The 22,286-nt window shown below is 71.7% G+C and carries 25 protein-coding genes and 1 riboswitch; of the genes, 18 read left to right on the forward strand and 7 right to left on the reverse strand.

Annotated features, from left to right (window positions below; genetic code table 11):
* The first annotated feature begins 80 nt into the window (after nt 1-80).
* The 12 genes from ABZV00_RS28130 (at nt 81) to ABZV00_RS28185 (ending at nt 8,988) form a co-directional block, all read left to right on the forward strand.
* Nucleotides 81-713: a CDP-alcohol phosphatidyltransferase family protein gene (locus ABZV00_RS28130; RefSeq protein ID WP_355611406.1), complete on the forward strand. Its 633-nt coding sequence runs from the start codon at nt 81-83 to the stop codon at nt 711-713.
* Complete coding sequence (locus tag ABZV00_RS28135; protein ID WP_328416561.1) at nt 710-1,654, forward strand: DUF881 domain-containing protein; 945 nt, start codon at nt 710-712, stop codon at nt 1,652-1,654. The genes ABZV00_RS28130 and ABZV00_RS28135 overlap by 4 nt, the downstream gene beginning before the upstream one ends.
* Nucleotides 1,651-1,983 (forward strand): small basic family protein, encoded by a 333-nt coding sequence (locus ABZV00_RS28140; RefSeq protein ID WP_030327710.1) that lies wholly within the window; start codon nt 1,651-1,653, stop codon nt 1,981-1,983. The genes ABZV00_RS28135 and ABZV00_RS28140 overlap by 4 nt, the downstream gene beginning before the upstream one ends.
* Nucleotides 1,984-1,994: 11 nt before the next feature.
* The gene (locus ABZV00_RS28145; RefSeq protein ID WP_355611408.1) at nt 1,995-3,008 is read left to right on the forward strand and encodes a DUF881 domain-containing protein; all 1,014 of its coding nucleotides are present in this window, start codon (nt 1,995-1,997) and stop codon (nt 3,006-3,008) included.
* Nucleotides 3,009-3,067: 59 nt separating this feature from the next.
* A complete protein-coding gene (gene gcvH / locus ABZV00_RS28150; RefSeq protein WP_328416565.1) occupies nt 3,068-3,448 on the forward strand; it encodes a glycine cleavage system protein GcvH in 381 nt (126 codons plus the stop codon).
* Between the two features lie 214 nt (nt 3,449-3,662).
* Nucleotides 3,663-4,115 (forward strand): FHA domain-containing protein, encoded by a 453-nt coding sequence (locus ABZV00_RS28155; RefSeq protein ID WP_328416567.1) that lies wholly within the window; start codon nt 3,663-3,665, stop codon nt 4,113-4,115.
* 50 nt (nt 4,116-4,165) lie between these two features.
* Nucleotides 4,166-4,867, forward strand: a complete 702-nt coding sequence (locus ABZV00_RS28160) for a MerR family transcriptional regulator (RefSeq protein WP_328426620.1) — start codon at nt 4,166-4,168, stop codon at nt 4,865-4,867.
* Between the two features lie 185 nt (nt 4,868-5,052).
* Nucleotides 5,053-5,517: a bifunctional nuclease family protein gene (locus ABZV00_RS28165; RefSeq protein ID WP_007460347.1), complete on the forward strand. Its 465-nt coding sequence runs from the start codon at nt 5,053-5,055 to the stop codon at nt 5,515-5,517.
* Nucleotides 5,518-5,713: 196 nt separating this feature from the next.
* A complete protein-coding gene (locus ABZV00_RS28170) occupies nt 5,714-6,292 on the forward strand; it encodes a MerR family transcriptional regulator (protein ID WP_328416570.1) in 579 nt (192 codons plus the stop codon).
* A 368-nt stretch (nt 6,293-6,660) separates the two neighbouring features.
* Nucleotides 6,661-7,059 carry a group 1 truncated hemoglobin gene (locus ABZV00_RS28175; protein WP_355611413.1) on the forward strand — a complete coding sequence of 133 codons (399 nt, stop codon included), beginning with the start codon at nt 6,661-6,663 and terminating at the stop codon, nt 7,057-7,059.
* A 2-nt stretch (nt 7,060-7,061) separates the two neighbouring features.
* On the forward strand, nt 7,062-8,240 hold the full coding sequence (locus ABZV00_RS28180; RefSeq protein WP_355611416.1) for a globin domain-containing protein: 1,179 nt from the start codon (nt 7,062-7,064) through the stop codon (nt 8,238-8,240).
* Between the two features lie 52 nt (nt 8,241-8,292).
* Nucleotides 8,293-8,988: a DivIVA domain-containing protein gene (locus ABZV00_RS28185; protein ID WP_328416574.1), complete on the forward strand. Its 696-nt coding sequence runs from the start codon at nt 8,293-8,295 to the stop codon at nt 8,986-8,988.
* Between the two features lie 110 nt (nt 8,989-9,098).
* Here ABZV00_RS28185 and ABZV00_RS28190 read toward each other — a convergent pair whose 3' ends face one another.
* A complete protein-coding gene (locus ABZV00_RS28190; RefSeq protein ID WP_355611420.1) occupies nt 9,099-10,037 on the reverse strand; it encodes a LysR family transcriptional regulator in 939 nt (312 codons plus the stop codon).
* Nucleotides 10,038-10,069: 32 nt separating this feature from the next.
* Nucleotides 10,070-11,251 carry an alpha/beta hydrolase gene (locus tag ABZV00_RS28195; protein ID WP_355611423.1) on the reverse strand — a complete coding sequence of 394 codons (1,182 nt, stop codon included), beginning with the start codon at nt 11,249-11,251 and terminating at the stop codon, nt 10,070-10,072.
* A gap of 190 nt (nt 11,252-11,441) precedes the next feature.
* Here ABZV00_RS28195 and ABZV00_RS28200 point away from each other — a divergent pair, with 190 nt between their 5' ends.
* Nucleotides 11,442-12,452 (forward strand): DMT family transporter, encoded by a 1,011-nt coding sequence (locus tag ABZV00_RS28200; RefSeq protein WP_355611426.1) that lies wholly within the window; start codon nt 11,442-11,444, stop codon nt 12,450-12,452.
* 36 nt (nt 12,453-12,488) lie between these two features.
* Here the strand turns inward: ABZV00_RS28200 and ABZV00_RS28205 are convergent, their stop codons facing one another.
* Together ABZV00_RS28205 and ABZV00_RS28210 are read right to left on the reverse strand one after the other, a co-directional pair.
* Nucleotides 12,489-12,767, reverse strand: a complete 279-nt coding sequence (locus ABZV00_RS28205; protein WP_355611429.1) for a DUF1905 domain-containing protein — start codon at nt 12,765-12,767, stop codon at nt 12,489-12,491.
* Between the two features lie 60 nt (nt 12,768-12,827).
* Entirely contained in the window at nt 12,828-13,484 is a 657-nt protein-coding gene (locus ABZV00_RS28210) for an NAD(P)H-binding protein (RefSeq protein WP_355611432.1), read from the reverse strand.
* 99 nt (nt 13,485-13,583) lie between these two features.
* Here ABZV00_RS28210 and ABZV00_RS28215 point away from each other — a divergent pair, with 99 nt between their 5' ends.
* Both ABZV00_RS28215 and gcvP read left to right on the forward strand, forming a co-directional pair.
* Nucleotides 13,584-14,456 carry an NAD-dependent protein deacetylase gene (locus tag ABZV00_RS28215; RefSeq protein ID WP_355611435.1) on the forward strand — a complete coding sequence of 291 codons (873 nt, stop codon included), beginning with the start codon at nt 13,584-13,586 and terminating at the stop codon, nt 14,454-14,456.
* A 60-nt stretch (nt 14,457-14,516) separates the two neighbouring features.
* Nucleotides 14,517-14,615: riboswitch (glycine riboswitch) on the forward strand.
* Between the two features lie 70 nt (nt 14,616-14,685).
* Nucleotides 14,686-17,508, forward strand: a complete 2,823-nt coding sequence (gcvP, locus tag ABZV00_RS28220; RefSeq protein WP_355611438.1) for an aminomethyl-transferring glycine dehydrogenase — start codon at nt 14,686-14,688, stop codon at nt 17,506-17,508.
* 124 nt (nt 17,509-17,632) lie between these two features.
* Here the strand turns inward: gcvP and ABZV00_RS28225 are convergent, their stop codons facing one another.
* Nucleotides 17,633-17,833, reverse strand: coding sequence for a DUF5999 family protein (locus ABZV00_RS28225; protein ID WP_089000314.1), 201 nt, complete (start codon nt 17,831-17,833; stop codon nt 17,633-17,635).
* 96 nt (nt 17,834-17,929) lie between these two features.
* On the opposite strand from ABZV00_RS28225, the gene ABZV00_RS28230 reads away from it, so the two are divergent.
* A complete protein-coding gene (locus ABZV00_RS28230) occupies nt 17,930-19,153 on the forward strand; it encodes a chorismate-binding protein (RefSeq protein ID WP_355611526.1) in 1,224 nt (407 codons plus the stop codon).
* 31 nt (nt 19,154-19,184) lie between these two features.
* On the forward strand, nt 19,185-19,694 hold the full coding sequence (gene def / locus ABZV00_RS28235; protein ID WP_328416591.1) for a peptide deformylase: 510 nt from the start codon (nt 19,185-19,187) through the stop codon (nt 19,692-19,694).
* Between the two features lie 25 nt (nt 19,695-19,719).
* Here the strand turns inward: def and ABZV00_RS28240 are convergent, their stop codons facing one another.
* Both ABZV00_RS28240 and ABZV00_RS28245 read right to left on the reverse strand, forming a co-directional pair.
* Entirely contained in the window at nt 19,720-20,490 is a 771-nt protein-coding gene (locus ABZV00_RS28240) for a GNAT family N-acetyltransferase (protein ID WP_355611442.1), read from the reverse strand.
* A 10-nt stretch (nt 20,491-20,500) separates the two neighbouring features.
* Complete coding sequence (locus ABZV00_RS28245; RefSeq protein ID WP_328416594.1) at nt 20,501-21,274, reverse strand: TSUP family transporter; 774 nt, start codon at nt 21,272-21,274, stop codon at nt 20,501-20,503.
* 197 nt (nt 21,275-21,471) lie between these two features.
* Between ABZV00_RS28245 and ABZV00_RS28250 the strand changes: the two genes are divergently transcribed.
* A complete protein-coding gene (locus ABZV00_RS28250; protein ID WP_355611446.1) occupies nt 21,472-22,251 on the forward strand; it encodes an endonuclease/exonuclease/phosphatase family protein in 780 nt (259 codons plus the stop codon).
* Nucleotides 22,252-22,286 lie beyond the last annotated feature (35 nt).

Consider the following 22,286-nt stretch of genomic DNA (forward strand, 5'->3'; position numbering starts at 1 on the left):
CCGCAGGGGGAGCCGGCGCTGGCCGGCCCGACAGCCGTACGACTTCCGCCGGGCGCCGGGTCGTGCGCGGAGGAGGTTCGGTGTCTCGTCGGCCGGCTCGGTCAGAGCATCCGCGGGACACCGGCGAACAGGTTCCCGGCGACCAGGTGCTCACCCTGCCCAACCTGATCAGCTTCGGGCGGCTGCTGGGCGTGCCGCTCTTCCTCTATCTCTTCCTGGTGACTCGCGCCGACGTCGCGGCCCTCGTCGTGCTGGCCATCGGCGGCACCACGGACTGGGTCGACGGCTGGATCGCCCGCCGGCTGCGCCAGGTGAGCCGACTCGGGGAACTGCTCGACCCGCTGGCCGACCGGCTCTACATCCTCGCCACGCTGATCGCCTTCACCGCCCGCGAGGTGGTGCCGTGGCAGTTCACCGCGGCGCTGCTGGCCCGGGAGTTGCTGCTGCTCGGTTCGCTGGGGGTGCTGCGCCGCTACGGGTACGGGCCGCCGCCGGTGCACTACGTCGGCAAGACCGCCACGTTCCTGCTGCTCGCGGCGTTCCCGGTGCTGCTGCTGGCCACCGAGTTGACCGACGTGGCGACGGCGGCGGCCGCGATCGGCTGGGGGCTGGCCTGGTGGGGGCTGGTGCTCTACTGGGTGGCCGGCGGGATGTACGTGGTGCAGGCGGCCCGGCTGGTGCGCGCGGCGCGCGACCCGGGAGCGGTTGCGTGAGCGCGCCGCGGCCCGGGGACGGCCGCCGGGATCGGGTGTACGCACCGGACTTCCTCACCGAACTGTTCCGCAACCCGCTGGACCCGGGGTACGCCGATGCGGCGGCTGCCCGTCGGCGGGCTGCGCCCGCGGAGCCCGCCCGGGGGTGGCGGGCCTGGTCGGCGCGTTCGGTCAGCCTGGTCGTGGTGGTGGTGCTGGGTTTCCTGTTCGCGGTCGCGTACCGGCAGACGTTGGAGGACGAACCGGGCCGCAGCCAGGCCCGCTCCGGCCTGGTGGCGCAGATCAAGGAGCGCGAGAGCGAGACCGACCGGTTGTCCACGCGCGCGGACCAGTTGCGCGAGGAGGTCGGTCGGCAGCGCGACGCGGCGTTGAGCGGGTCGGCCGCCGCCCGGCTGCGGGACCAGGAGGCGAGCACCGGGCTGGGCCGGGTGCGCGGCGACGGTGTGGTGGTGCGGCTGGCGGACGCGCCGGGCAAGGAGGACGCGGTGACCGGCATGGGTGCGGGACCGCCGCGGGTGCTCTACAGCGACCTGCAGGGGGTGGCGAACGCATTGTGGAGTGTCGGCGCGGAGGCGATCGCCATCAACGGGCAGCGGTTGACCTCGACGTCGACGATCCGGTCGGCGGGTGAGGCGATTCTGGTGGACTTCCGGCCGGTGACCGGGCCGTACGAGGTGTCGGCGGTCGGTCCGGGCTCGATGCGGCGGAAGTTCGAGGACAGCCGCAGCGCGGCGCTGATGCGGGAGGTCGCGCAGAAGACCGGCCTGTCGTTCGGTGTGCGGGAGTCGGATGACCTCACCCTGCCGGCGGCTCCGGAGCCGCAGCTACGCTACGCCAAGCCGTCGGTCAGTCCGAGCCCGTCCACGTCGGGTGGCCGGTCCGGCAGTCCCGGGTCGTCCGGTTCTCCGGCGACCGTTAGCCCCTCCGGAGGTGGCCGATGATCGCGGTGCTGGCGTTGCTCGCCGGTGTGGTGCTTGGTGTGTGGCTCGATCCCACGGTCCCGGCGGCGTTGCAGCCGTACCTGCCGATCGCGGTGGTGGCAGCGTTGGACGCGGTGTTCGGTGGGGTGCGGGCGAGGCTGGACCGGATCTTCGATGACAAGCAGTTCGTGGTGTCGTTCATCTCGAATGTGCTGGTGGCGGGCCTGATCGTGTACCTGGGTGACCAGTTGGGAGTGGGCGGGCAGTTGTCCACCGGTGTGGTTGTCGTACTCGGGGTGCGGATCTTCGGGAACGTGGCGGCGATCCGTCGGCACCTGTTCCGGGCGTAGGTTTGACAGCGATGAGCGACGAGCAGACCGAGACGGGGACGGGCTGGCCGCAGCCGGCGGGTCCGGCGCGGCCGGGTGGGCCGGCGGGTGAGCCGGATCCGCGGCCGGATGCGCCGGACCCGGACGAGTTGAGCCCGCTGGCGCCGCAGGGACCGGCGGAGCGGGAGCCGGAGCCGCCGGATGACGAGCCCGCGGTGGCGTCGGGGGACGACGGCGCGACGGTGGACCTGAGCGCAGTGTCGGGGTCGGGTGAGCCGGCGGCGCGGTCGGAGGGGTCGACGGTGCCGGCCGAGGAGCCGGTGGCGCCGGTGAAGTCGGCGGCGGGTCGGTTCCGGTTGAGCACGGCCAGCTTGATGATCGTGGTGTTGTTGGCGTTGTTGGGCTTCACCCTGGTGGTGCAGTTGAAGACGACGTCGACGGATCCGACGCTGGGGGCGACGCGTCAGGAGGACCTGGTCCGGATCCTGTCGGATCTGGATGCCCGGGAGAACCGCCTTCAGCAGGACATTCGGGCGTTGGAGGACAGTCAGCGGCAGTTGCGCTCGGGTGAGCAGGGCCGCCAGGCGGCGCTGGACGAGGCGACCCGGCGGGCGGACGAGCTGGGCATCCTGGCGGGCACGTTGCCGGCTGTCGGCCCCGGGTTGACCGTGGAGTTCGAGGGTGCTGGTAAGCCGATTTCGGCGAACCGGGTGCTGGACGCGGTGCAGGAGCTGCGGGGCGCGGGCGCGGAGGCGATGCAGATCTCCGGTGGCGATCGGGCGACGGTGCGGATCATCGCGTCGACGTACTTCCTGGACGGGGAGAACGGGTCGTTGGTGGTGGAGGGGCGTCGGCTGATGGGGCCTTTCACGATCACCGTGATCGGTGATCCGGCGACGATGCGTACGGCGTTGAACATTCCTGGTGGGGTGGTGGCGTCGGTCCGGGGTGACGGCGGTAACGTGACCTTTGGGGAGCGTGAGGTTGCCGAGGTTTCGGCGCTGCACGTGCCGATCAAGTTGGAACACGCCCGTCCGGTCGCCTGACCGGCGCGGCCGCGCCGGACCCGGGTGGTCCGGGGCACGATGGATGAAGGACGCGTCTGGTGATTCCCGAGGATCTGCGATACACCGCCGAGCACGAGTGGGTGTTGGGTAACGGCACCGGTTCGGTCCGGGTCGGCATCACGCACTTCGCGCAGGACGCGCTGGGTGACATCGTGTACGTGCAGTTGCCCGAGGCGGGTGCTGCGGTCGCGGCCGGTGACTCGTTGGGTGAGATCGAGTCGACCAAGAGCGTGTCGGAGATCTACGCGCCGTTGGCGGGTACGGTGGCGGCGCGCAACGAGGCGTTGGGTGACACCCCTGAGCTGATCAACACTGATCCGTATGGTGCGGGTTGGTTGGTGGAGATCACTCCGGCTGATCCGACGGCGGTGGACGGTCTGCTGACGGCGGGCGCGTACCGCGAGATCACCGAAGGCTGAGTGTGCTTGATCCGGTGCGTGGGATGTCTGCGCGCGTCCGGTTGCCCTGCATTTCGGCGCTGGCTAGGCTCGCCCAGTCGACCGAGAACCCAATAGTTGAGCGTTGCGGAATTGCCTTCCCGGGCACGGGGAGCCAGCCGCCGGGTGTTCAAGTGCCCGGCGGCCAGACCCGCCATTACCCGACGCCGACCGAACAGATCCGTGAGGTGGTCCCATGACGCGCCCAGACGACGAGTTCCCCCCGCTCGACGTCACCTCGACGCTCAATCTCGGCTCGCTCGACGAAGTGCTGGAGGGGCCGGAGACCGATGTGGTGCCGAGCCGGATGTCCGGTTCGTTGCCGCCGGGTATGGCGCTGCTGGTGGTTCGTCGCGGCCCGAATGCGGGTGCCCGGTTCTTGTTGGACCACGATGTGACGACCAGTGGCCGGCACCCCGACAGTGACATCTTCCTCGACGACGTGACGGTGTCGCGGCGGCACGCGGAGTTCCACCGTGACGGTGGCACGTTCACGGTGCGGGACGTGGGCAGCCTGAACGGCACGTACGTGAACCGTGAGCGGGTCGAGGCGGCCACGTTGAGCAATGGTGACGAGGTCCAGATCGGTAAGTTCCGGGTGGTGTTCATCGCCGGTCCGCGCCCGGAGGAGGAGGCCGGCCGGGGGTGAACGAGCCTGCGGCCTCCATGCCACCCGGGGCGGCCCGGTCCCAGCCGCTGATGAGCATCGGTGAGGTGCTGGGGCAGTTGCGGGTGGATTTTCCGGACACCACGATTTCGAAGCTGCGGTTCCTCGAGGCCGAGGGGCTGGTTGAGCCGCAGCGGACGGCGGCGGGTTACCGGAAGTACAGCTGGGACGATGTGGCGCGGTTGCGGTTCGTGTTGACCGCGCAGCGGGACAAGTACCTGCCGTTGCGGGTGATCCGTGAGCAGTTGGCGGAGTGGGATTCGTCCGGCGAGCAGCCGGGTCGGTCGCGGCCGGCGTTGGTCGCGGTGGGGCCCGATGGTGCGGTTCCCGGTCGGGAGTCGGCGGAGCCGGCCGAGTCGTCGCAGGTGCGGCTCGGCCGGGCGGATCTGGTGGCGCGCAGCGGCGTCGAAGAGTCGACGTTGGCGGAGTTGGAGCGGCTCGGTGTGCTGGTGTCGGATCCGCCGGGGTGGTACGACGCCGATGCGTTGATCATCGCTTCTGCGGTGGCGGGGTTGGCGGCGTACGGGTTGGAGCCGCGGCACCTGCGGGGTTACCGGACGGCGGCGGACCGTGAGGTCGGGTTGTTCGCGCAGTTGGTGGCGCCGTTGGCGCGGCAGAGTGACCCAGCGGCGCGGGCGCGGGCGGCGGAGACGGCGCGGGAGTTGGTGGCGTTGTCGGAGCAGTTGCACGCGGCGTTGGTGCGGGTGGGATTGCGCTCGACGTTGGGTCGGTGAGGGTGCCCGGCGGGCGGCGGCTGAGCGGAAAGATCTCTTCCGGGAAGCGTGCCGTAGGCTTGCCGGGGTAACCCCTTTCTGGCGCGGGCGTGGTGCTGTAGCGCATGGGACGGCCGTGTCGCGGTCCGTGTACCGTGCAGGGAAGGGCGCGGTGCGGCGTAGGTGACAACGACACGGAGGCGGCGGTGCGCGAGCTGAGCGTGGTCGGAGTTCGGGTGGAGCTGCCCAGCAACCAGCCGATCGTCCTGCTCAGGGAGGTCGAGGGGGACCGCTATCTGCCGATCTGGATCGGCGCGGTCGAGGCCACGGCTATCGCTTATGAGCAGCAGGGGGTCAAGCCGGCCCGGCCGTTGACGCATGATCTTCTGCGGGACGTGTTGGCGGCTTTGCAGGCGCCGTTGCAGGCGGTGGAGATCACCGAGCTCAAGGAGAACGTCTTCTACGCGGATCTGTTGATCGGCGACGGGGTGCGGGTGTCGGCGCGGCCGAGCGATTCGATCGCTTTGGCGTTGCGTGTCGGTGCGCCGATTCGTTGTGCGGAGCAGGTCCTCAGCGAGGCGGGGATCGTCATCCCCGATGAGCAGGAGGACGAGGTGGAAAAGTTCCGCGAGTTCCTGGAGCAGGTGCGTCCGGAGGACTTCGCGGGCTGAGCCTGGCGGTCCGGTTCTGCATCGGGTGTCACTGTGGGTGACGTCGTGGTGCGCTTGGTGATCTTTCTCGGTGGCTTCGCGGCGTGTCGCGTCGGTTCCTCCGTGGTAACCCCTGAACGTGGCTATAGGGTTGCCGTGTCGAGGGGTGCGCGTCCCGGAAACGACGCGTCACCACACTGACGGGGAGGTTGTCCGGATGCACGAGCCGCAGAATCCCGATCCGGGTACGGAGTTGGCGTCGCCGGGTGTGGCGACTGAGGGTGACGGTTCGGTGGGCTACCGGGGTGTGACGGCGTGCACTGCGGTGGGGATCAGTTACCGGCAGTTGGATTACTGGGCCCGGACGCAGTTGGTGGTGCCGAGTGTGCGCGACGCGTCGGGTTCGGGGACGCAGCGGTTGTACTCGTTCCGCGACCTGGTGGTGTTGAAGGTCGTGAAGCGGTTGTTGGACGCGGGGGTTTCCCTGCAGAACATTCGCAAGGCGATCGAGGCGCTGCGGTCGCGTGGTGTGGAAGACCTGGCCGGGATCACGCTGATCTCCGATGGGACGACGGTGTACGAGTGCCGGTCCCCGGAGGAGGTGGTCGACCTGTTGCAGGGTGGCCAGGGCGTGTTCGGCATCGCGATCGGTGGGGCTTTCAAGGAGATCCAGGGGTCGTTGTCGCATCTGCCGGCCGAGCCGGCGAGCGGGCCGGCGGAGCCGGTGGTGGCGTCCGAGTCGGATCCGGTGGGCGACGAGTTGGCGGCGCGGCGGGCGCGGCGGCGGGCCGGCTGAGCGCAGGTGTGCCGCCCGGTGCGGTCGACACGCCCGGCCTTTCGCGGTTGGTTTTACTCGGCCGGCTGGTGACTGAGGGTCAGGCCCGGTAGATCGGTGGTAGCCGTTCCCGGAGCGCGGCCGGTCCACAGTGGATGACGGTGGGTGCTGTTCTGGTGGCCGACTGTGGAAGGCCGGGACAGCAAAGGTGACGCTGTGTGTCGGGTTGTTGTCGGGCATCCGATACCCGGGTCCTGACCGGAAACCGCCGACACGCTATGGTCCGTCACGGTCCCCGGTGCGGTCGCCGTGGCAAGACGCTGTCGCTCCGGTGGGCCGTTGCCCCTCCGCGCCGACCCCGCGCGGCCTCCACCCTGGAAGGAACGACCGTGACGGTTACCGAAGAAACCGCTCCTGTCTCGCACTACGACCGCATCGGCGGCGCTGCCTCCGTCAAGGCTGCCGTCGAGCTGTTCTACGACAAGGTGCTCGCCGATCCGGAGCTGGCCGGCTACTTCGCCGAGGTGGACATGCCGGGTCAGCGGCGGCACCTGACTTTGATGTTGACTGTGGTGTTGGGTGGTCCGAATGAGTACGCCGGTCGCGGCTTGGCCGAGGCGCACCAGCCGCTGAACATCCCGGTGGAGCACTACGTCATGGTGGGTGAGCACCTGACGGTGACGCTGGCCGAGCTGGGAGTGCCGGCGGACATCCTGGCCGACGTGCAGACGGTGCTGGGGCAGGTGCAGGACCAGGTGGTGGCCGCCGGGACCCGTCCGGGCGTCTGACGGTGGACGCGGCTCGACTCAAGCAGAGCTGGTCTCTGGTCGCCGGGCATGGTGACCAGGTTCCGCTCTATTTCTATTCGACGTTGTTCCTGGCCCATCCCGAGACGCGGCAGATGTTCCCGACGAACATGGCCGGGCAGCGGGACCGTCTGGTGACCGCACTGGGGCACATCGTGTCCAACGTGGACCAGGTCGATGGGCTGGTGGGTTTCCTGCAGGGCCTCGGCGCGGACCACCGCAAGTTCGCGGTACGCGCGGAGCACTATCCGGCGGTTGGTGAGGCGCTGCTGGCGACGTTGCGGCATTTCCTGGCCGAACAGTGGACCGACGAGCTGGCCCAGGACTGGGCGGCCGCGTACGGGCTGGTCGCGCAGGTGATGCAGGAAGCCGCGCAGGCCGCGGAGGCGGTGAATCCGCCGTGGTGGGAAGCGGAGATCGTGACCCACGAGCGGCGGGCGTTCGACGTGGCGGTGCTGACGGTGCGTCCGCAGTACCTGTTGCCGTTCACCGCGGGTCAGTCGATCGGGGTGTCGCATCCGTCGGTGCGGTCGTGGCGGTACTACTCGCCGGCGAACGCGCCGCGCGCGGACGGCACGTTGGAGTTGCACGTGCGGGCCGCGCCGGGTGGCGCGGTGTCCTCGCGGCTGGTGTACGGCTCGGCGGTGGGTGACCGAATCCACCTGGCCGCGCCGGTCGGGGAGCGGTTGGCGTTGTGGTCGGCGGGCTCGAGTGATCTGTTGCTGCTGGCGGCGGGTACCGGCTGGGCGCCGGTGAAGGCGTTGGTGGAGCAGGTCGCCGCGGAGGGTGCCCGCCGGCGGGTGGACCTGTATGTGGGTGCCCGTTCGCGCAGCGAGTTCTATGACAGCGACGCGATCGACAAGTTGGCGTCGTCGTACCCGTGGTTGACGGTGACCCACGTCGTGGGCGCCGACCTGAACCGGCCGGGGGAGTTCGTGCAGGCGGTGGATCGGGCGTTGGCCGACGGCGACTGGCGTTCCCGGCACGTGTACGTGTGCGGGTCGGACGAGATGGTTTCGCACACGGTGCAGACGTTGGTCCGGGCGGGTTACCACGCGGGTCAGGTGCACCATGAGGGCTTGGGTACGCAGTGGTACGGCCCGGCTTGGCGTACGGCGGTGGAGCAGTCGACCGCTGGTGACACTTCCGGAGGTGTTCAGTGAGCGCGAGGAGTGAGCTTGCGAGCCCCGCAGTCGCGAACGGAGGCGGGCACAGATGAGCGCGACCCCGATCAGCCGGTACGACGGGATGCAGGTTTCCGGCGGTGTGCAGGTCCGGATCACCGCCGACCGGGTCCGGCGGTGGGAGTTCGGCACGGCCCCGTTCGCCCGGCGCGGCTACGACAACGCCGACGTGGACCGGTTCCGGGTGCAGGTCGCCGATGAGCTGGACCTGTTGGCGACGCAGGTCGCGCACCTGCGGGCGGAGAACGAACGGCTCAACGACCGGGTGGAGTTGCACCGGCACGGGGTGATCCCGAGCACGGGGGCGGCGGCGAAGGTGCCGGCGGCCAAGGAGGTGAATCTGCTGTCCGCGGCGCAGCGAGAGGCGGAGCAGATCATCGCGCAGGCGCACGACTATGCGCGGCGGGTCGCCGAGTACGCCCGGATGCAGTACGAGAGTTACATGCGCGCGGCGGCGGAGGAGGCGAAGCAGGAGGCCGAGCGGGCGGTGACGGAGTATCGCAGCACGGCCGGGTCGAGCTTCGACGAGACGGTGGCCACCCGGGAGGCGCTGCGGATCTTCGGCGAGATGATGGTGTCGCACATGCAGGCGGCGGCGCGGCATCTCGACGACGGCAGTGAGCAGTTGGCCCGCACGATGGACCGGATCGCGAAGGAGACGCCGGGGGCGCCGTTCGTCCTCGGCGCGGCCGGGCAGGATGCGTTGCCTCGTCACCAGCAGCGGTGAGCATCGGGTGGGGTCCGCCGAGCGGGCCCCACCCGGCTGGTGAGGCGGTCATGGACTTCGGGGCCCGGTTCTGTCCCTGCGGCGGTCACCGCGAACAGGCCCCGTGGCTTTTACCGGTCGAGGCTGAGCTTGTGTACCTGGTCCGTTACCGCCGTCAGAAGGGCGGTCAGCGCGGGAGCCGGGGGGTTGTCCCGGGTGACGGCGACCAGGCGGCGTTGGAGAGTGGCTTCGGCGATGTCCCGAATCGCGAGAGCGGGGTCATCGGTGGGTAGGGTCAGGGCCGGCATCAGGGCGACCGCTGCCGCGGCGCGGACGAGTTCGAGTTGCACGTCGGCGTCGCTGCAGCGGTGCCGCAGGTCGGGCTCGTAGCCGCCGACGGATCGGCAGGTCCCGACGACCATGGTGTGGTGGCCGGTGCCCTCGGCGGAAGCGGTCCAGATGTCGGATCGCAGCTTGGCGACCGCGACGGGGCCTCCGGGCCGGGCGAGTGGATGCGCTGCCGGTAGCACGATCTTCAGTGGCTCTTCGAGCAGGAGCGTGAAGCGCAGCCCGGCCGGGCGGGGGCGGGGGTGGCCGTCGTACTCGTCGCCGATGACCAGGTCGACCGCGCCCAGCCGCAAACCTGGCAGGGATTGTTCGAGTTCCAGCTCGAAGATCTCCACGCGGACCTGTGGGTGGTCGACCGTCATGCGGGCCAGGGCCGGCACCAGCAGGCGACGGGTCACCGATTGCAGGCCACCGGCGCGCACGGTGCCCCGGATTTCACCGCTCAACGCGGCCAGGTCGGCTTCTGCCGCCTCGGCCGCTGACAGGAGTACGCGCGCGTGCTGGGCGAGCAGGTGTCCGGCGTCGGTGAGCCGCACGCCGCGCCCGGCCTTGTCGAACAGCCGGGCGCCGACCTCCTTCTCCAGGATGGCCAGTTGCTGGGAGACCGTCGACGGGCTGTAGCCCAGGGCTGCGGCGACCGCGGCCAGGGTGCCCCGCTCCTCGAACTCGCGAAGGAAGCGCAGCCGCCGGAGATCCAGGGGTGCCGGTGAGAAACGTGTCATGAGCCCCAAACTCTGATCTTGTCGTGATGTGCCTACGAGCGGGCTGAGTCGGGAGTGCGCTGCGGGGCGGCGAGGACCCAGGCGGCAAAGGCTTCGACGCCGTCCACGACTGCCTCGAAGCGCGGGGAGTGGAACAGGTCGAACGAGTGCTGCCCGCCGGGCAGTTCGGCGTAGACGACGGCGTTGGAGGAGGTGTGGCGCAGCCGGTCGGCGAAGTTTCGGGCGGCCTCGACGGTCGCCAGGGCGTCCTTGGTGCCGTGGGCGATGAGGAACGGCGGCGCGCCGGGGTGGAGGTACGCCCATGGTTGATTCGGGGACGGCGCCTGGTCGGGGGTCTGGCCGAAATAGTGGCCGTAGTAGCCGTAGAGGCAGATCGCGGCGGTGACCGAGGTGTCGGCGGACTCGAACCCGGGCTGGAACGCCGGGTCGTTCGGCGTGAGCGCACACAGGGACGCCAGGTTGGAGCCGGCGGAGCTGCCCGCCACGAACAGCCGCGACGGATCGGCGCCGTAGGCGGGGGCGTGCTCGCGGGCCCAGGCGATGACCTTCTTGGCGTCGATCTGGTGGCCGGGGAAAGTGGTCTGGGGCCGCAGCCGGTAGTTGGCGCTGATGCACACCCATCCCCGGCTGGCGAGCTGGTACAGCAGGGGCCGTGCCTCGCGGTTCTTCGCGCCGCTGGTGAAGCCGCCGCCGTGGAAGTAGATCAGGACCGGCGCGTTGTGCGGCGCGTCGCGGCGGCGGTAGATGTCGAGGAGATTCCGGCGCCCGGCGTCCCCGTAGCTGATGTTGGGGATCCGCTCCACGTCACGCCGCCGCATGAGGCCCGGTAGCAGCAGAATGCGGGTCCAGGGCCGGTGGCGGCGCAGCGGCATGTGCACCCGATCCCGCCAGTTGGGTCCCAGCCCCTGGTCGAGGGCCTGCTCGACCACCCGATCGGTCCGTACGCCCCGCCAGGCGGAGACAGCCAGCCCGGCGGAGGCGACGGCGGCCACTGCGGCCGTCACCTTGGCGCCCGATGACTCCAGATCGCCCTGGGCTGCGGCCAGCGTTGTGGAGGCCAGCAGGGCCAGAACGCCCAGGAACGGCACCTCGTTGAGGGTCAGGCCGAACCAGAAGCTCATCGTCGCCAGCGGTTGGGGCCGGCGCGGCGCGACAACGGCGAAGAAGGTGCACCAGGCGACGAGCGCCACGGTGATCACATAGCCAACGGGCACGAAACCTCCCAAGATGAGTCACCGACGTGGGCAGTAGCGGGTCGTGAGTCGCCCCGGCTCTGATGGAGGCTGTGATCATCGCGCGGTTGCTGCCGGAGCTTCCGCCCGGGGCAACCATGTGGGAATCCTAACGACTCACCTCCATGAATCATCGCTGGACCTGGCGGGTCTGGTCGATGATCCTTGGCGCATGGGTCCAGCACTGTGCCTTTTGTCCGCGGCGTGCTTCGGCGCCATGGCGATCTTCGGCAAGCTCGCCTACGAGGCCGGTGTCTCGCCCGGGGCGCTGCTGCTGGTGCGCTTCACCCTGGCCGCCGCGCTGCTGGGGATGGCCCTGCTCGTGCGGCCCGGCCTACGCCGAGCGGAACCGGGTCCGCACCGGGGCGAACCGGGCAGCCAGCCGGCGACGACGCGCGGCCGGGTGCTGGCCACCGCCGTCGGGCTGGGTGCCATCGGGTACGCCACACAGGCGAGTCTGTTCTTCTCGGCCCTGCAGCGGATGGACGCGTCGCTGCTGTCCCTGATCCTCTACACCTACCCCGTCCTGGTCACCGTGGCGGCGGTGCTGCTCGGCCGTGACCGGCTCACCCCTGGACGCGGCGCCGCGCTGGTGGCGGCGTCGGGCGGAACGTTGCTGGTTCTGCTCGGCGCCGGTGGCGTGAGTTTCCACCCGGTCGGGGCACTGCTCGCCTTCGCCGCCGCGCTCACCTACACCGTCTACATCCTCGTCGCCGACACCGTCGTGCACCGGCTGCCGCCCGTGGTGCTGTCCACACTGGTGATGGCCGGCGCGGCCGGCACCCTTGGCGTACGCGCCCTGTTCACCGGCGGGGTCGACCTCGACTTCGGGCCGCCGGGATGGTTCTGGCTGGCCTGTATCGCTGTGGTCTCCACGGTCGTGGCGATGCTGACCTTCTTCGCCGGCCTGAAACGGACCGGCCCGTCGACCGCCGCGATCCTGTCCACCTTCGAACCCGTGGTCACCACCGCGCTGGCCGCGCTCATCCTCGGCGAATCCCTGACCCCGGTGCAGCTCGTCGGTGGCGCCCTGGTGCTGTCCTCCGTCGTCGTCCTCCAGCTCCGAGCGACCCGCACCCACCGCCAGGACCGGGGGCCACGCCCGACACCCGACCCCGAGACCCGAAAGGCGCGGGATCCGGTACGAGACGGCAACGCCGAACCGACGACGGTAGCGCCGTAGGGCTGCTCAGATGGGCAGTGCGTCGCCCTGCCGCGGTCAGCTGAGCCGTTGGTCGAGGTGGAAGCTGACCTCGGCGCCGGCCTCGCTCTTGCCGATGAGCTTGCACAGGGCGGCCCGGATGGGCAGCCAGTGCGGGCCGGTGCCCGACGGCATGAGGGTGGCGCTGAACGGGTGACCGTCGATCGTGCCGGTGACCTTGACGGCGCGGCGGGTGCCGAGCAGTTCGGCCGAGTCGGGCACGGTCACGTAGGTGGCGAAGGCGCCGTCTTTCTCTATCGGCGCGGTGAAGCGGTGGTCGAGTGGTTGCGGGACCATTGCTCTCCTCCGGTGGGTGCGGCGGCCGGTGGGTGTGCCGAGTGGCGTACGCGATCGCCCTCAGGTGGTCGTGGCGCCGATGGCGTCGGCGATCGGCGTCGGACCGTTCACGAGTTCCAGGGTCGCGCCGGCGGTGCGTGGTTCGTCGAGCAGCGCGACGAGCACCTGGGCGACGTCGGCGCGGGTGACCGCGCCCCGTCCGGCGTGCCGGGTGAGGGTGATCCGTCCGGTGGGTTCGTCGTCGGTGAGCCGGCCGGGTCGCAGCACCGTCCAGTCCAGGTCCCGGCCGGGCAGGTCGTCCTCGGCGGCCCGCTTGGCCCGCAGGTACGCCGCCCACACCTCGTCGGTGCCGGCGGCCGGCGGGTTGTTCACGCCCATCGAGGAGACCAGCAGGTAGCGGCGGACGCCGGCGCGGGTGGCGGCGTCGGCGAGCAACGCGGCCGCAGCCCGGTCGACGGTGTCCTTACGGGCGGCGCCGCTGCCGGGGCCGGCACCGGCGGCGAAGACCACCGCGTCCGCGCCGTCGAGGTGCGCGGCGACCTCGGCGACGTCGGCGTGTTCCAGGTCGCAGACCACCGGTTCGGCGCCGGCGGCGCGCAGCGCGCCGGCCTGTTCGGGGTTACGGATCAGACCGACGGCGGTGTCGCCGCGCTCGGCGAGGTCGCGCTCAAGAAGTAGGGCGATCTTGCCGTGGCCTCCGGCGATGACGACGCGCATGCGCCCAACCTACCGGCGTACGACGGCGCGGGCCGGCCGCTGACGCCCGAGGCGGGCCGGGGTTCGGCGGCGGGGCATCGGCTGAGGCAGCATGGAGGGGTGACAGAGAGCCTCGACGCGTTGACCTCGCTGGTGGCCGGCGGCGGGGTGGTGGTGCTCAGCGGGGCGGGCCTGTCCACCGAGTCGGGCATCCCGGACTACCGGGGGCCCAGCGGGGTGGCCCGCCGGCACACCCCGATGACCTTCCAGGCGTTCACCCGTGATCCCCTCGCCCGGCGCCGCTACTGGGCGCGGAGCCACCTGGGGTGGCGGCTGATCGCCCGGGCCGCGCCGAACGCCGGGCACCGGGCGGTCGCCCGGCTGCAAGACGCCGGCCTGGTCGACGCGGTGATCACCCAGAACGTCGACGGGCTGCACTCGCTGGCCGGCAGCGCGCCGGTGATCGAGTTGCACGGCCGCCTGGACGAGGTGACCTGCCTGGACTGCGGCAACCTGACCTCCCGGGAGGAGTTGGACCGCCGGCTGCGCGAGGCCAACCCGGACTTCGTGGCCCACGTCGCCGCCGTGAACCCGGACGGTGATGTGGATCTCCCCGACGAGCAGGTGGCCGCGTTCCGGCCGGTGGATTGCGGGATCTGCGGCACGGGGATGCTGAAACCGGACGTGGTGTTCTTCGGCGAGACGGTGCCGCCCGAGCGGGTGGCGCGTTGCTTCGCGCTGGTGGAGCAGGCCCGGGCGTTGCTGGTGCTCGGCTCGTCGTTGACGGTGATGTCGGGTCGCCGGTTCGTGATCCGGGCGGCGAAACGGGGCATTCCGGTGGCGATCGTCAACCAGGGGCCGACCCGTGGTGATGGCCACGCCACGGTGAGCGTCGACGCCGCGCTGGGCGCGCTGCTGCCGGCGCTGGCCGAGCGGGCCACCGGCGGCGTCGACGCCGATGCCGCGACGATGGTCGCCCCGGCCGGGGTGTGACAGCCCGGGGGTAGGACATGTGGCGGAAACACCGGCGCTGGTAGCGTTGACCATGCCGGTACCACCCACGTGGGAGAGACCGCCCGACAGCACCCGGGGCGGCGCCGAAGGGGCAAATCCTCCCCGGAACCTCTCAGGCAAAAGGACCTCGTGGGCAGGCACTGTGGAGCGCCCTGCGGGTGTGACAGAGGGGGAGGCCGATCCGTCGACCTCGCCCGGGAGCGCCCCCATGACCGCAGAGCAGTTCGCCACCCGTCACATCGGTCCCGGCCCGGACGATGAGCGCCGGATGTTGGAGGTCGTCGGGCACGGCTCGATCGACGAGCTGATGGACGCCGCGATCCCCGAGGTGATCCGCTGGCACGGCACCCTGGACCTGCCGGACCCGGCCACCGAGGCCGAGACGATCGCCGAGCTACGGGCCCTGGCGGCCCGCAACACCGTCGCCGTGTCGATGATCGGGCTGGGCTACCACGGCACGCACACCCCGGCGGTGATCCGCCGCAACGTGCTGGAGGACCCGGCCTGGTACACGGCGTACACGCCGTACCAGCCGGAGATCAGCCAGGGCCGGCTGGAGGCGCTGCTGAACTTCCAGACCATGGTCACCGACCTGACCGGGTTGGCCACCGCGAACGCGTCGATGCTCGACGAGGGCACCGCCGCGGCGGAGGCGATGACCCTGGCCCGCCGCGCGTCGAAGAGCAAGAGCGCCGTGTACGTGGTCGACGCCGACGCGCTGCCGCAGACCATCGCGGTGATCACCAGCCGGGCGGAGCCGCTCGGCATCGAGGTGCGGGTGCTGGACCTGGACGTCGAGGAACTGCCGGCGGAGTTCTTCGGCCTGCACCTGCAGTACCCGGGGGCGTCCGGCGCGGTGCGCGACCACGCCCCGCTGGTGGCGGCGGCGCACGCCGGCGGCGCGCTGGTGACCGTGGCCGCGGACCTGCTGGCGTTGACGCTGCTGCGCGCGCCGGGGGAGATCGGCGCGGACATCGCCGCCGGCACCACCCAGCGCTTCGGCGTACCCATGGGCTTCGGTGGGCCGCACGCCGGTTACCTGGCGGTGCGGGCGGGCCTGGAGCGGATGCTGCCGGGCCGGCTTGTCGGGGTGTCCCGCGACGCGGACGGCAACCCCGCCTACCGTCTGGCGCTGCAGACCCGCGAGCAGCACATCCGGCGGGAGAAGGCGACCAGCAACATCTGCACCGCGCAGGTGCTGCTCGCGGTGATGGCCGGCATGTACGCGGTCTACCACGGCCCGGACGGGCTGCGGGACATCTCGGCGCGTACCCATGCCATGGCGGTGCGGCTCGCGGCCGGGTTGCGCGCCGGCGGCGTGCAGGTCGCGGACGTCGCGTTCTTCGACACCGTCACCGCGAGCGTGCCCGGCCGGGCCGGCGAGGTGGTGGCCGCCGCCGCGCAGCGCGGGGTGAACCTGCGGCTGGTCGACGCCGACCGGGTGGGTGTGTCCTGCGACGAGACGACCACCGTCGCGCACCTGGCGGCGGTGTGGGCGGCGTTCGGTGTGCCCACTTTCGACGGCGCCGTCGACCCGGCCCTGCCGACCGGTCTTCGCCGCACCAGTGACTTCCTCACCCACCCGGTGTTCCGCAGCCACCACTCGGAGACGGCGATGCTGCGCTACCTGCGCCGGCTGTCGGACTTCGACTACGCCCTGGACCGGGGCATGATCCCGCTGGGGTCGTGCACGATGAAGCTCAACGCGACCACCGAGATGGAGCCGATCAGCTGGGCGGAGTTCGCGCACATCCACCCGTTCGCGCCGGACACGCAGACCGCCGGGTACCGGGAGCTGATCGGTCAGCTGGAGTCGTGGCTCGCCGAGGTGACCGGTTACGACGCGGTCAGCGTGCAGCCCAACGCCGGTTCGCAGGGCGAGCTGGCCGGGCTGCTGGCCATCCGGGCGTGGCACCGCAGCCGTGGTGAGGCGCACCGCGACGTGTGCCTGATCCCGTCCTCGGCGCACGGCACCAACGCGGCGTCGGCGGTGATGGCCGGCATGCGGGTGGTCGTGGTGGCCTGCGACGACGACGGCAACGTCGACCTGGTCGACCTCGACACGAAGATCGACAAGCACCGGGACGCGCTCGCCGCGATCATGGTGACGTACCCGTCGACGCACGGGGTGTACGAGACGGGCATCGCGCAGTTGTGCGCGAAGGTGCACGACGCCGGCGGGCAGGTGTACGTCGACGGTGCGAACCTGAACGCGCTGGTCGGGTTCGCCAAGCCGGGCAAGTTCGGGGCGGACGTGTCACACCTGAACCTGCACAAGACGTTCTGCATCCCGCACGGCGGCGGCGGGCCGGGGGTCGGTCCGGTGGCGGTGCGCTCGCACCTGGCGCCGTTCCTGCCCGGCGACCCGCTGGGCGCGCACGTCGACGCCACGCCGGCGATCTCGGCGGCGAAGTACGGGTCGGCGGGGATCCTGCCGATCCCGTGGGCGTACCTGCGGATGATGGGCGCGGCCGGGCTGACCCGGGCGACCGGGGTGGCGGTCCTGGCGGCGAACTACGTGGCGGCGCGGCTGCGCGGGCACTTCCCGGTGCTGTACGCCGGCAACAAGGGCCTGGTGGCGCACGAGTGCATCCTCGACCTGCGGCCGCTGACGAAGGCGACCGGGGTGAGCGTGGACGACGTGGCGAAGCGGCTGATCGACTACGGCTTCCACGCGCCGACGATGTCGTTCCCGGTGGCGGGGACGTTGATGGTGGAGCCGACCGAGAGCGAGGACCTGGCCGAGTTGGACCGGTTCTGCGACGCGATGATCGCCATCCGGGCGGAGATCGAGCAGGTGGCCTCGGGGCAGTGGCCGGCCGGGGACAACCCTCTGGCCAACGCGCCGCACACCGCGGCGATGGTCAGCGGTGACGACTGGACGCACCCGTACCCGCGGTCGGTGGGCGCGTACCCGGCCGGGGTGGACCGGGCCGGGAAGTACTGGCCGCCGGTGCGGCGGATCGACGGCGCGTACGGCGACCGGAACCTGGTGTGCTCGTGCCCGTCGCCGGAGGCCTTCGAGGACTGACGACGGGCGGGCCGGGGCGGGCGGTGTGGCCGCCCCGGCAGCCGCGCCGACCTGGGCAGGAATGTCCCGGACCGGGGGACTAGCCTGGGTCGACAGCGGCGGTTCGGTGACGCTGAGTGGTCAATCAGGCCACGAGGGCGTGGCGGGCGGGGCCGCGGTGCGGGGCGATGCTGCTGCCGTCGGGGAGCAGCTCACCTGTGTCCTCGAAGACGATGACACCGTTGCAGAGCAGGCTCCAGCCCTGCTCAGGGAAGCAAGCGAGGACCCGGGCGGCTTCCCGGTCGGTAGCTTCAGCAGAGGGGCAGGTCGGTTGGTGCTGGCACATCGGGTTCTCCGGACTGTGGGGGCACTGTGTCATGGTTCACATGACCAGTGACGCACAGTACCAAGCGAAAGTGTCCAGCATCGAGCAGGTAGCCGCCTGGTGCACGGGAAATCCACTGAACGGATGAGGAAGGTCGGACCGTACGGCGTGGAAACGCTCCCACATGTGCTGGTAAATGCACCAGCCGCACCGGCCGCCTGCCGAGGCGGCCTCGTCGAACGCGCCCGCCTGCAATGGCACCGCTCCGACGGCGGCGACCCCGCCGCGCTCGCCGAGCAGTTCCTCGCCGCACACGGCCTGCCACTGCACGACCTGACCCGCCCCGCCGACCACCGGCACCCCACCACCGACGCGTGCGGCGCCGCGCTCTACCTGTCCGCCGCCGCCGGAGCGCTGCTGGCCGGCGCCCCGACCACAGCGCCCGACCCCACGCCGACCCTGCCCGACCTCGCCGTCGTCGTCTACGGCCGCGGCCCCACCCGGACCGCACCGACCGGACCGCCACCGCCCTGGTGGCTCGGCCCGTGGACCGAGAGCTGGACCCCACGCCAGCACGCCGACGCCGTCGATGCGGTCCGCGCCGCCATCGGCCGCGGCGACGTCTACCAGACCAACCTCGTCGGACACGCCGCCGCCCGCTACACCGGCGACCCGCTGCCCGCCCTCAGCCGCCTCGGCGCGCTACCCGGCGCCCGCTACGGCGGCGTACTCACCGGCGACGGCTGGGCGATCGGCTGCGCCTCCCCGGAGACCCTCGTCGAGGTCACCGACGGGCAGCTGATCACCCGACCCATCAAGGGCACCCGCCCGGCCACCGCCGCCGGCCGCGCCGAACTGCTCGCCAGCGCCAAGGAACGCGCCGAACACATCATGATCGTCGACCTGGAACGCAACGACCTGGCCCGCATCGCCCGCACCGGCACCGTCCGCGTCGACGAGCTGTTCGCCGTCCGCCGCTGGTGCGACCTGTGGCAGGCCGAGTCCACCGTTCGCGCCACCGCCGCCGACGGCCTCGGCCTGGCCGACCTGCTGCGCGCCACCTGCCCCGGCGGCTCGGTGACCGGCGCGCCGAAACACGCCGCCCTGACCCAGATCGGCGCCCTCGAACCCGTCGGCCGGGGCGCCAGCATGGGCGCCCTGGGCTGGGTCGCCCCCGGCCGGGTCGACCTCGGCCTGACCATCCGCACCGCCGCCGCCGACGGCGAGAAGCTGCACACCTGGGCCGGTGGCGGCATCACCTGGGACAGCGACCCCGCCGCCGAGGTCGCCGAGGCCGCCGCGAAGACCGCCCCGATCCGCGCCACCCTGGCCGGGCGCTGAACCCACCACCACCGGCGATACGCTGACCCGCATGACCATGCGGCCCATCCGGATCATCGGCGACCCCGTGCTGCGCACCCCGTGCGAGCCGGTCACCACCTTCGACGCCGAGCTGCGCGCCCTGGTCACCGACCTGATGGACACCCTGCTCGGCGCGCCCGGCCGGGCCGGTGTGGCCGCCCCGCAGATCGGGGTCAGCGCCCAGGTGTTCGTCTACGACGCCGACGGGCACCGCGGCCACCTGATCAACCCCACCCTGGAGCTGTCCGAGGAACGCCAGGACGACGACGAGGGCTGCCTGTCCATCCCCGGCCTGTACTTCCCGACCGCCCGGGCCATGCACGCCACCGCGAACGGCGTCGACCAGCACGGCGAGCCGTTGACGATCGCCGGCAGCGGCTTCCTCGCCCGCGCCCTGCAACACGAGACCGACCACCTGCGCGGCAAGCTGTACGTCGACACGCTGAGCGGGGACATCCGCCGCCGCGCCCTGCGCGAGATCCGCGCCGGCCGCTTCGACTCGCCCAGCCGCCGCCGCTGACCCGCCTGCCGCTGACCCGCCGCCGCTACCGGGCGGTCAGCGTGTACTCGTCGTAGTCGGCGACCCGGGTGAAACCCACCCGCTCGTACAGCCGCACCGCGGCCGCGTTGTCCGCCTTCACGTTCAGCGTGACGTGCTCGACGGTCTCGCGCAGCCGGGCGCACAGCGCCGCCACCACCGCCGCCGCCAGGCCCCGCCCCCGCCAGCGTGGATGGGTCGTGACGTTGCCCAACGCCGCCACCCGGTACACCGGGGACCACACGTGCACCCCGGCCACCGCCGCCAGCTCATCGCCCTCGCGTACGCCCAGGTACTGCCCGGTGTCCACCATCCGGGGATCGAACCAGTTCTCCGGGTACGCCTGCGCGTACAGGCGGCGCAGCCGCGGCAGGTCCGCCGCGCCGAGCACCACACCCGCCGGGCGCACCGCCGCCAGCCGGGCCGGATCGGTCAACGCCATCCGGTGGTGCGCGCCGCCGGAATCCAGCCGGAACGACCCGGCCAGGGCGTCGCTCAGCCCGGGGGACAGGTGCGCGTACAGCCGGGCGGGCAGCACCGGCGCCAGGTCGGCCAGCAACGCCGCCAGCGCCGCGGTGTCCGCCGGCGCCGCGAACGCCAGCAGCGTCGGCGGGTCCACCCCGTGATAGAGCAACGCGACCTGCTCACCCCGGCGGAACCATGACGTGTACGGCCAGAAGAAGTCGTCCAGGTCGCCCAACTGGTAGGCGTGCAGCACCGGATCACGCCCCAGCAGGTCGGCCAGGACGGCACGGTCGTGCTCCGCGCGTACCGGCATCAGCGCCGGCTCACCGGGCCAGCCACTGGTCGTATCCGAGCTTGGCGACCAACGCCACCACCACGACCAGCAGCACCACCCGCACGAACCCCGACCCGCGGCGCAATGCCATCCGCGCCCCCAGCACCGCGCCGGCGATGTTGCACACCGCCATGCCCGCCCCCAGCAGCCACCACACGTGCCCGGTCACCCCGAACACCACCAACGCACCCAGGTTCGTGCCCGCGTTGACCACCTTCGCCATCGCCGAGCCGTGCACGAAGTCCGCGCCCACCAACGCGGTGAACGCCAGCACCAGGAACGTGCCGGTACCCGGACCGATCAACCCGTCGTACAGCGCGATGCCGACCCCCGCCACGGCGACCACCGCCGCCACCCGCACCGTTGTCCGCCGCTGCGGCATCGCCACCACCCCCAGCCGGGGGCGCAGCAGCACGAACAGCGCCACCGACACCAGCACCACCAACACCACCGGCCGGTACGCCGACGCCGGCACCGAGCCGGCCAGCGCGGCGCCCACCCCCGCGCTGAGCACCGCCAGCCCCGCCGCCGGCCCCGTCACCCGCCAGTCGATCTTGGTCCGGCGGGCGTACGTCGCCGCCGCCGTGGCGGTGCCGAAGATCGCCGCCAGCTTGTTGGTGCCCAGCGCCGTGGCCACCGGCAGGCCGGGCGCAGCCACCAGCAACGCCGGCAGCAGCAGCAACCCGCCGCCACCGACCACGGCATCGACCCAACCGGCCATCGCGGCGGCAGCGAGCAGGGTGGTCAGCGAAACGGGGTCCACGGGCGGCCATTCTCCCCACCCCAGCCCACCCAGCCACCACCGAAGTGGCCAGCCTCACCCCAGCCCCGAGCAAGGTCAGCGACCCCGCGCCCTCCTCAGCCACACCCCCAACGCGCCAATCGCCACGAACACCAGCACCGAACACAGCAGCACCTTGACCACCCGGCAACCCTGCCACGGGGACGTAAGGTGCAGGAGTGCGCCTGGCCACCTTCAACCTGCTGCACGGACGATCCCTCACCGACGGGCTCGTCGACCCCGACCGACTCACCGCCGCCGTCCGCGCCCTCGACGCCGACGTGCTGGCCCTGCAGGAGGTCGACCGCGACCAGAGCCGCAGCGGCAACCTCGACCTCACCGCCATCGCGGCCCGCGCCCTCGACGCACCCCACCACCGCTTCGCCGCCGCCGTCGTCGGCACCCCCGGCGAAAAATTCCGCCCCCTGCGCCACGACGACGACGGCCACGACGAACCCTGCTACGGCATCGGCCTGATCAGCCGACACCCGGTGCGCAGCTGGCAGGTCACCCGACTCAAGCCCGCACCCGTCCGCTCCCCGGTCTACGTCCCCGGCCCCGGCGGCGGCCTCATCCTGCTGCACGACGAACCCCGCGTCGTCCTCGCCGCCGTCCTGGACACCCCGCACGGCCCGCTCACCGTGGCCGCGACCCACCTGTCCTTCGTCCCCGGCTGGAACGCCCGCCAGCTACGCCAGACCATCCGCGCCCTGCGCGCGCTGCCCGGCCCCCGCGTCCTGCTCGGCGACCTCAATCTGCCCGCCGGCCCGGCCCGACTCATCTCCGGCTGGCGCCCACTGGGCCGCCGCCCGACCTACCCGTCCGGGCAACCCCGCGTCCAACTGGACCACATCCTCGCCGACCGACAGGCCCTCGACCAGCTCCCACCGGTACGGGCCGTCACCGCGCCGCTGTCCACCATCTCCGACCACCGCCCCCTGCTGGTCGACCTCGGCTGAAACGGGTCAACCCAGACCACCCGGCGTGGCTGAGT

Origin of the sequence: Micromonospora sp. NPDC005173 (assembly GCF_040608515.1) — a bacterium.
GTDB lineage: Bacteria > Actinomycetota > Actinomycetes > Mycobacteriales > Micromonosporaceae > Micromonospora.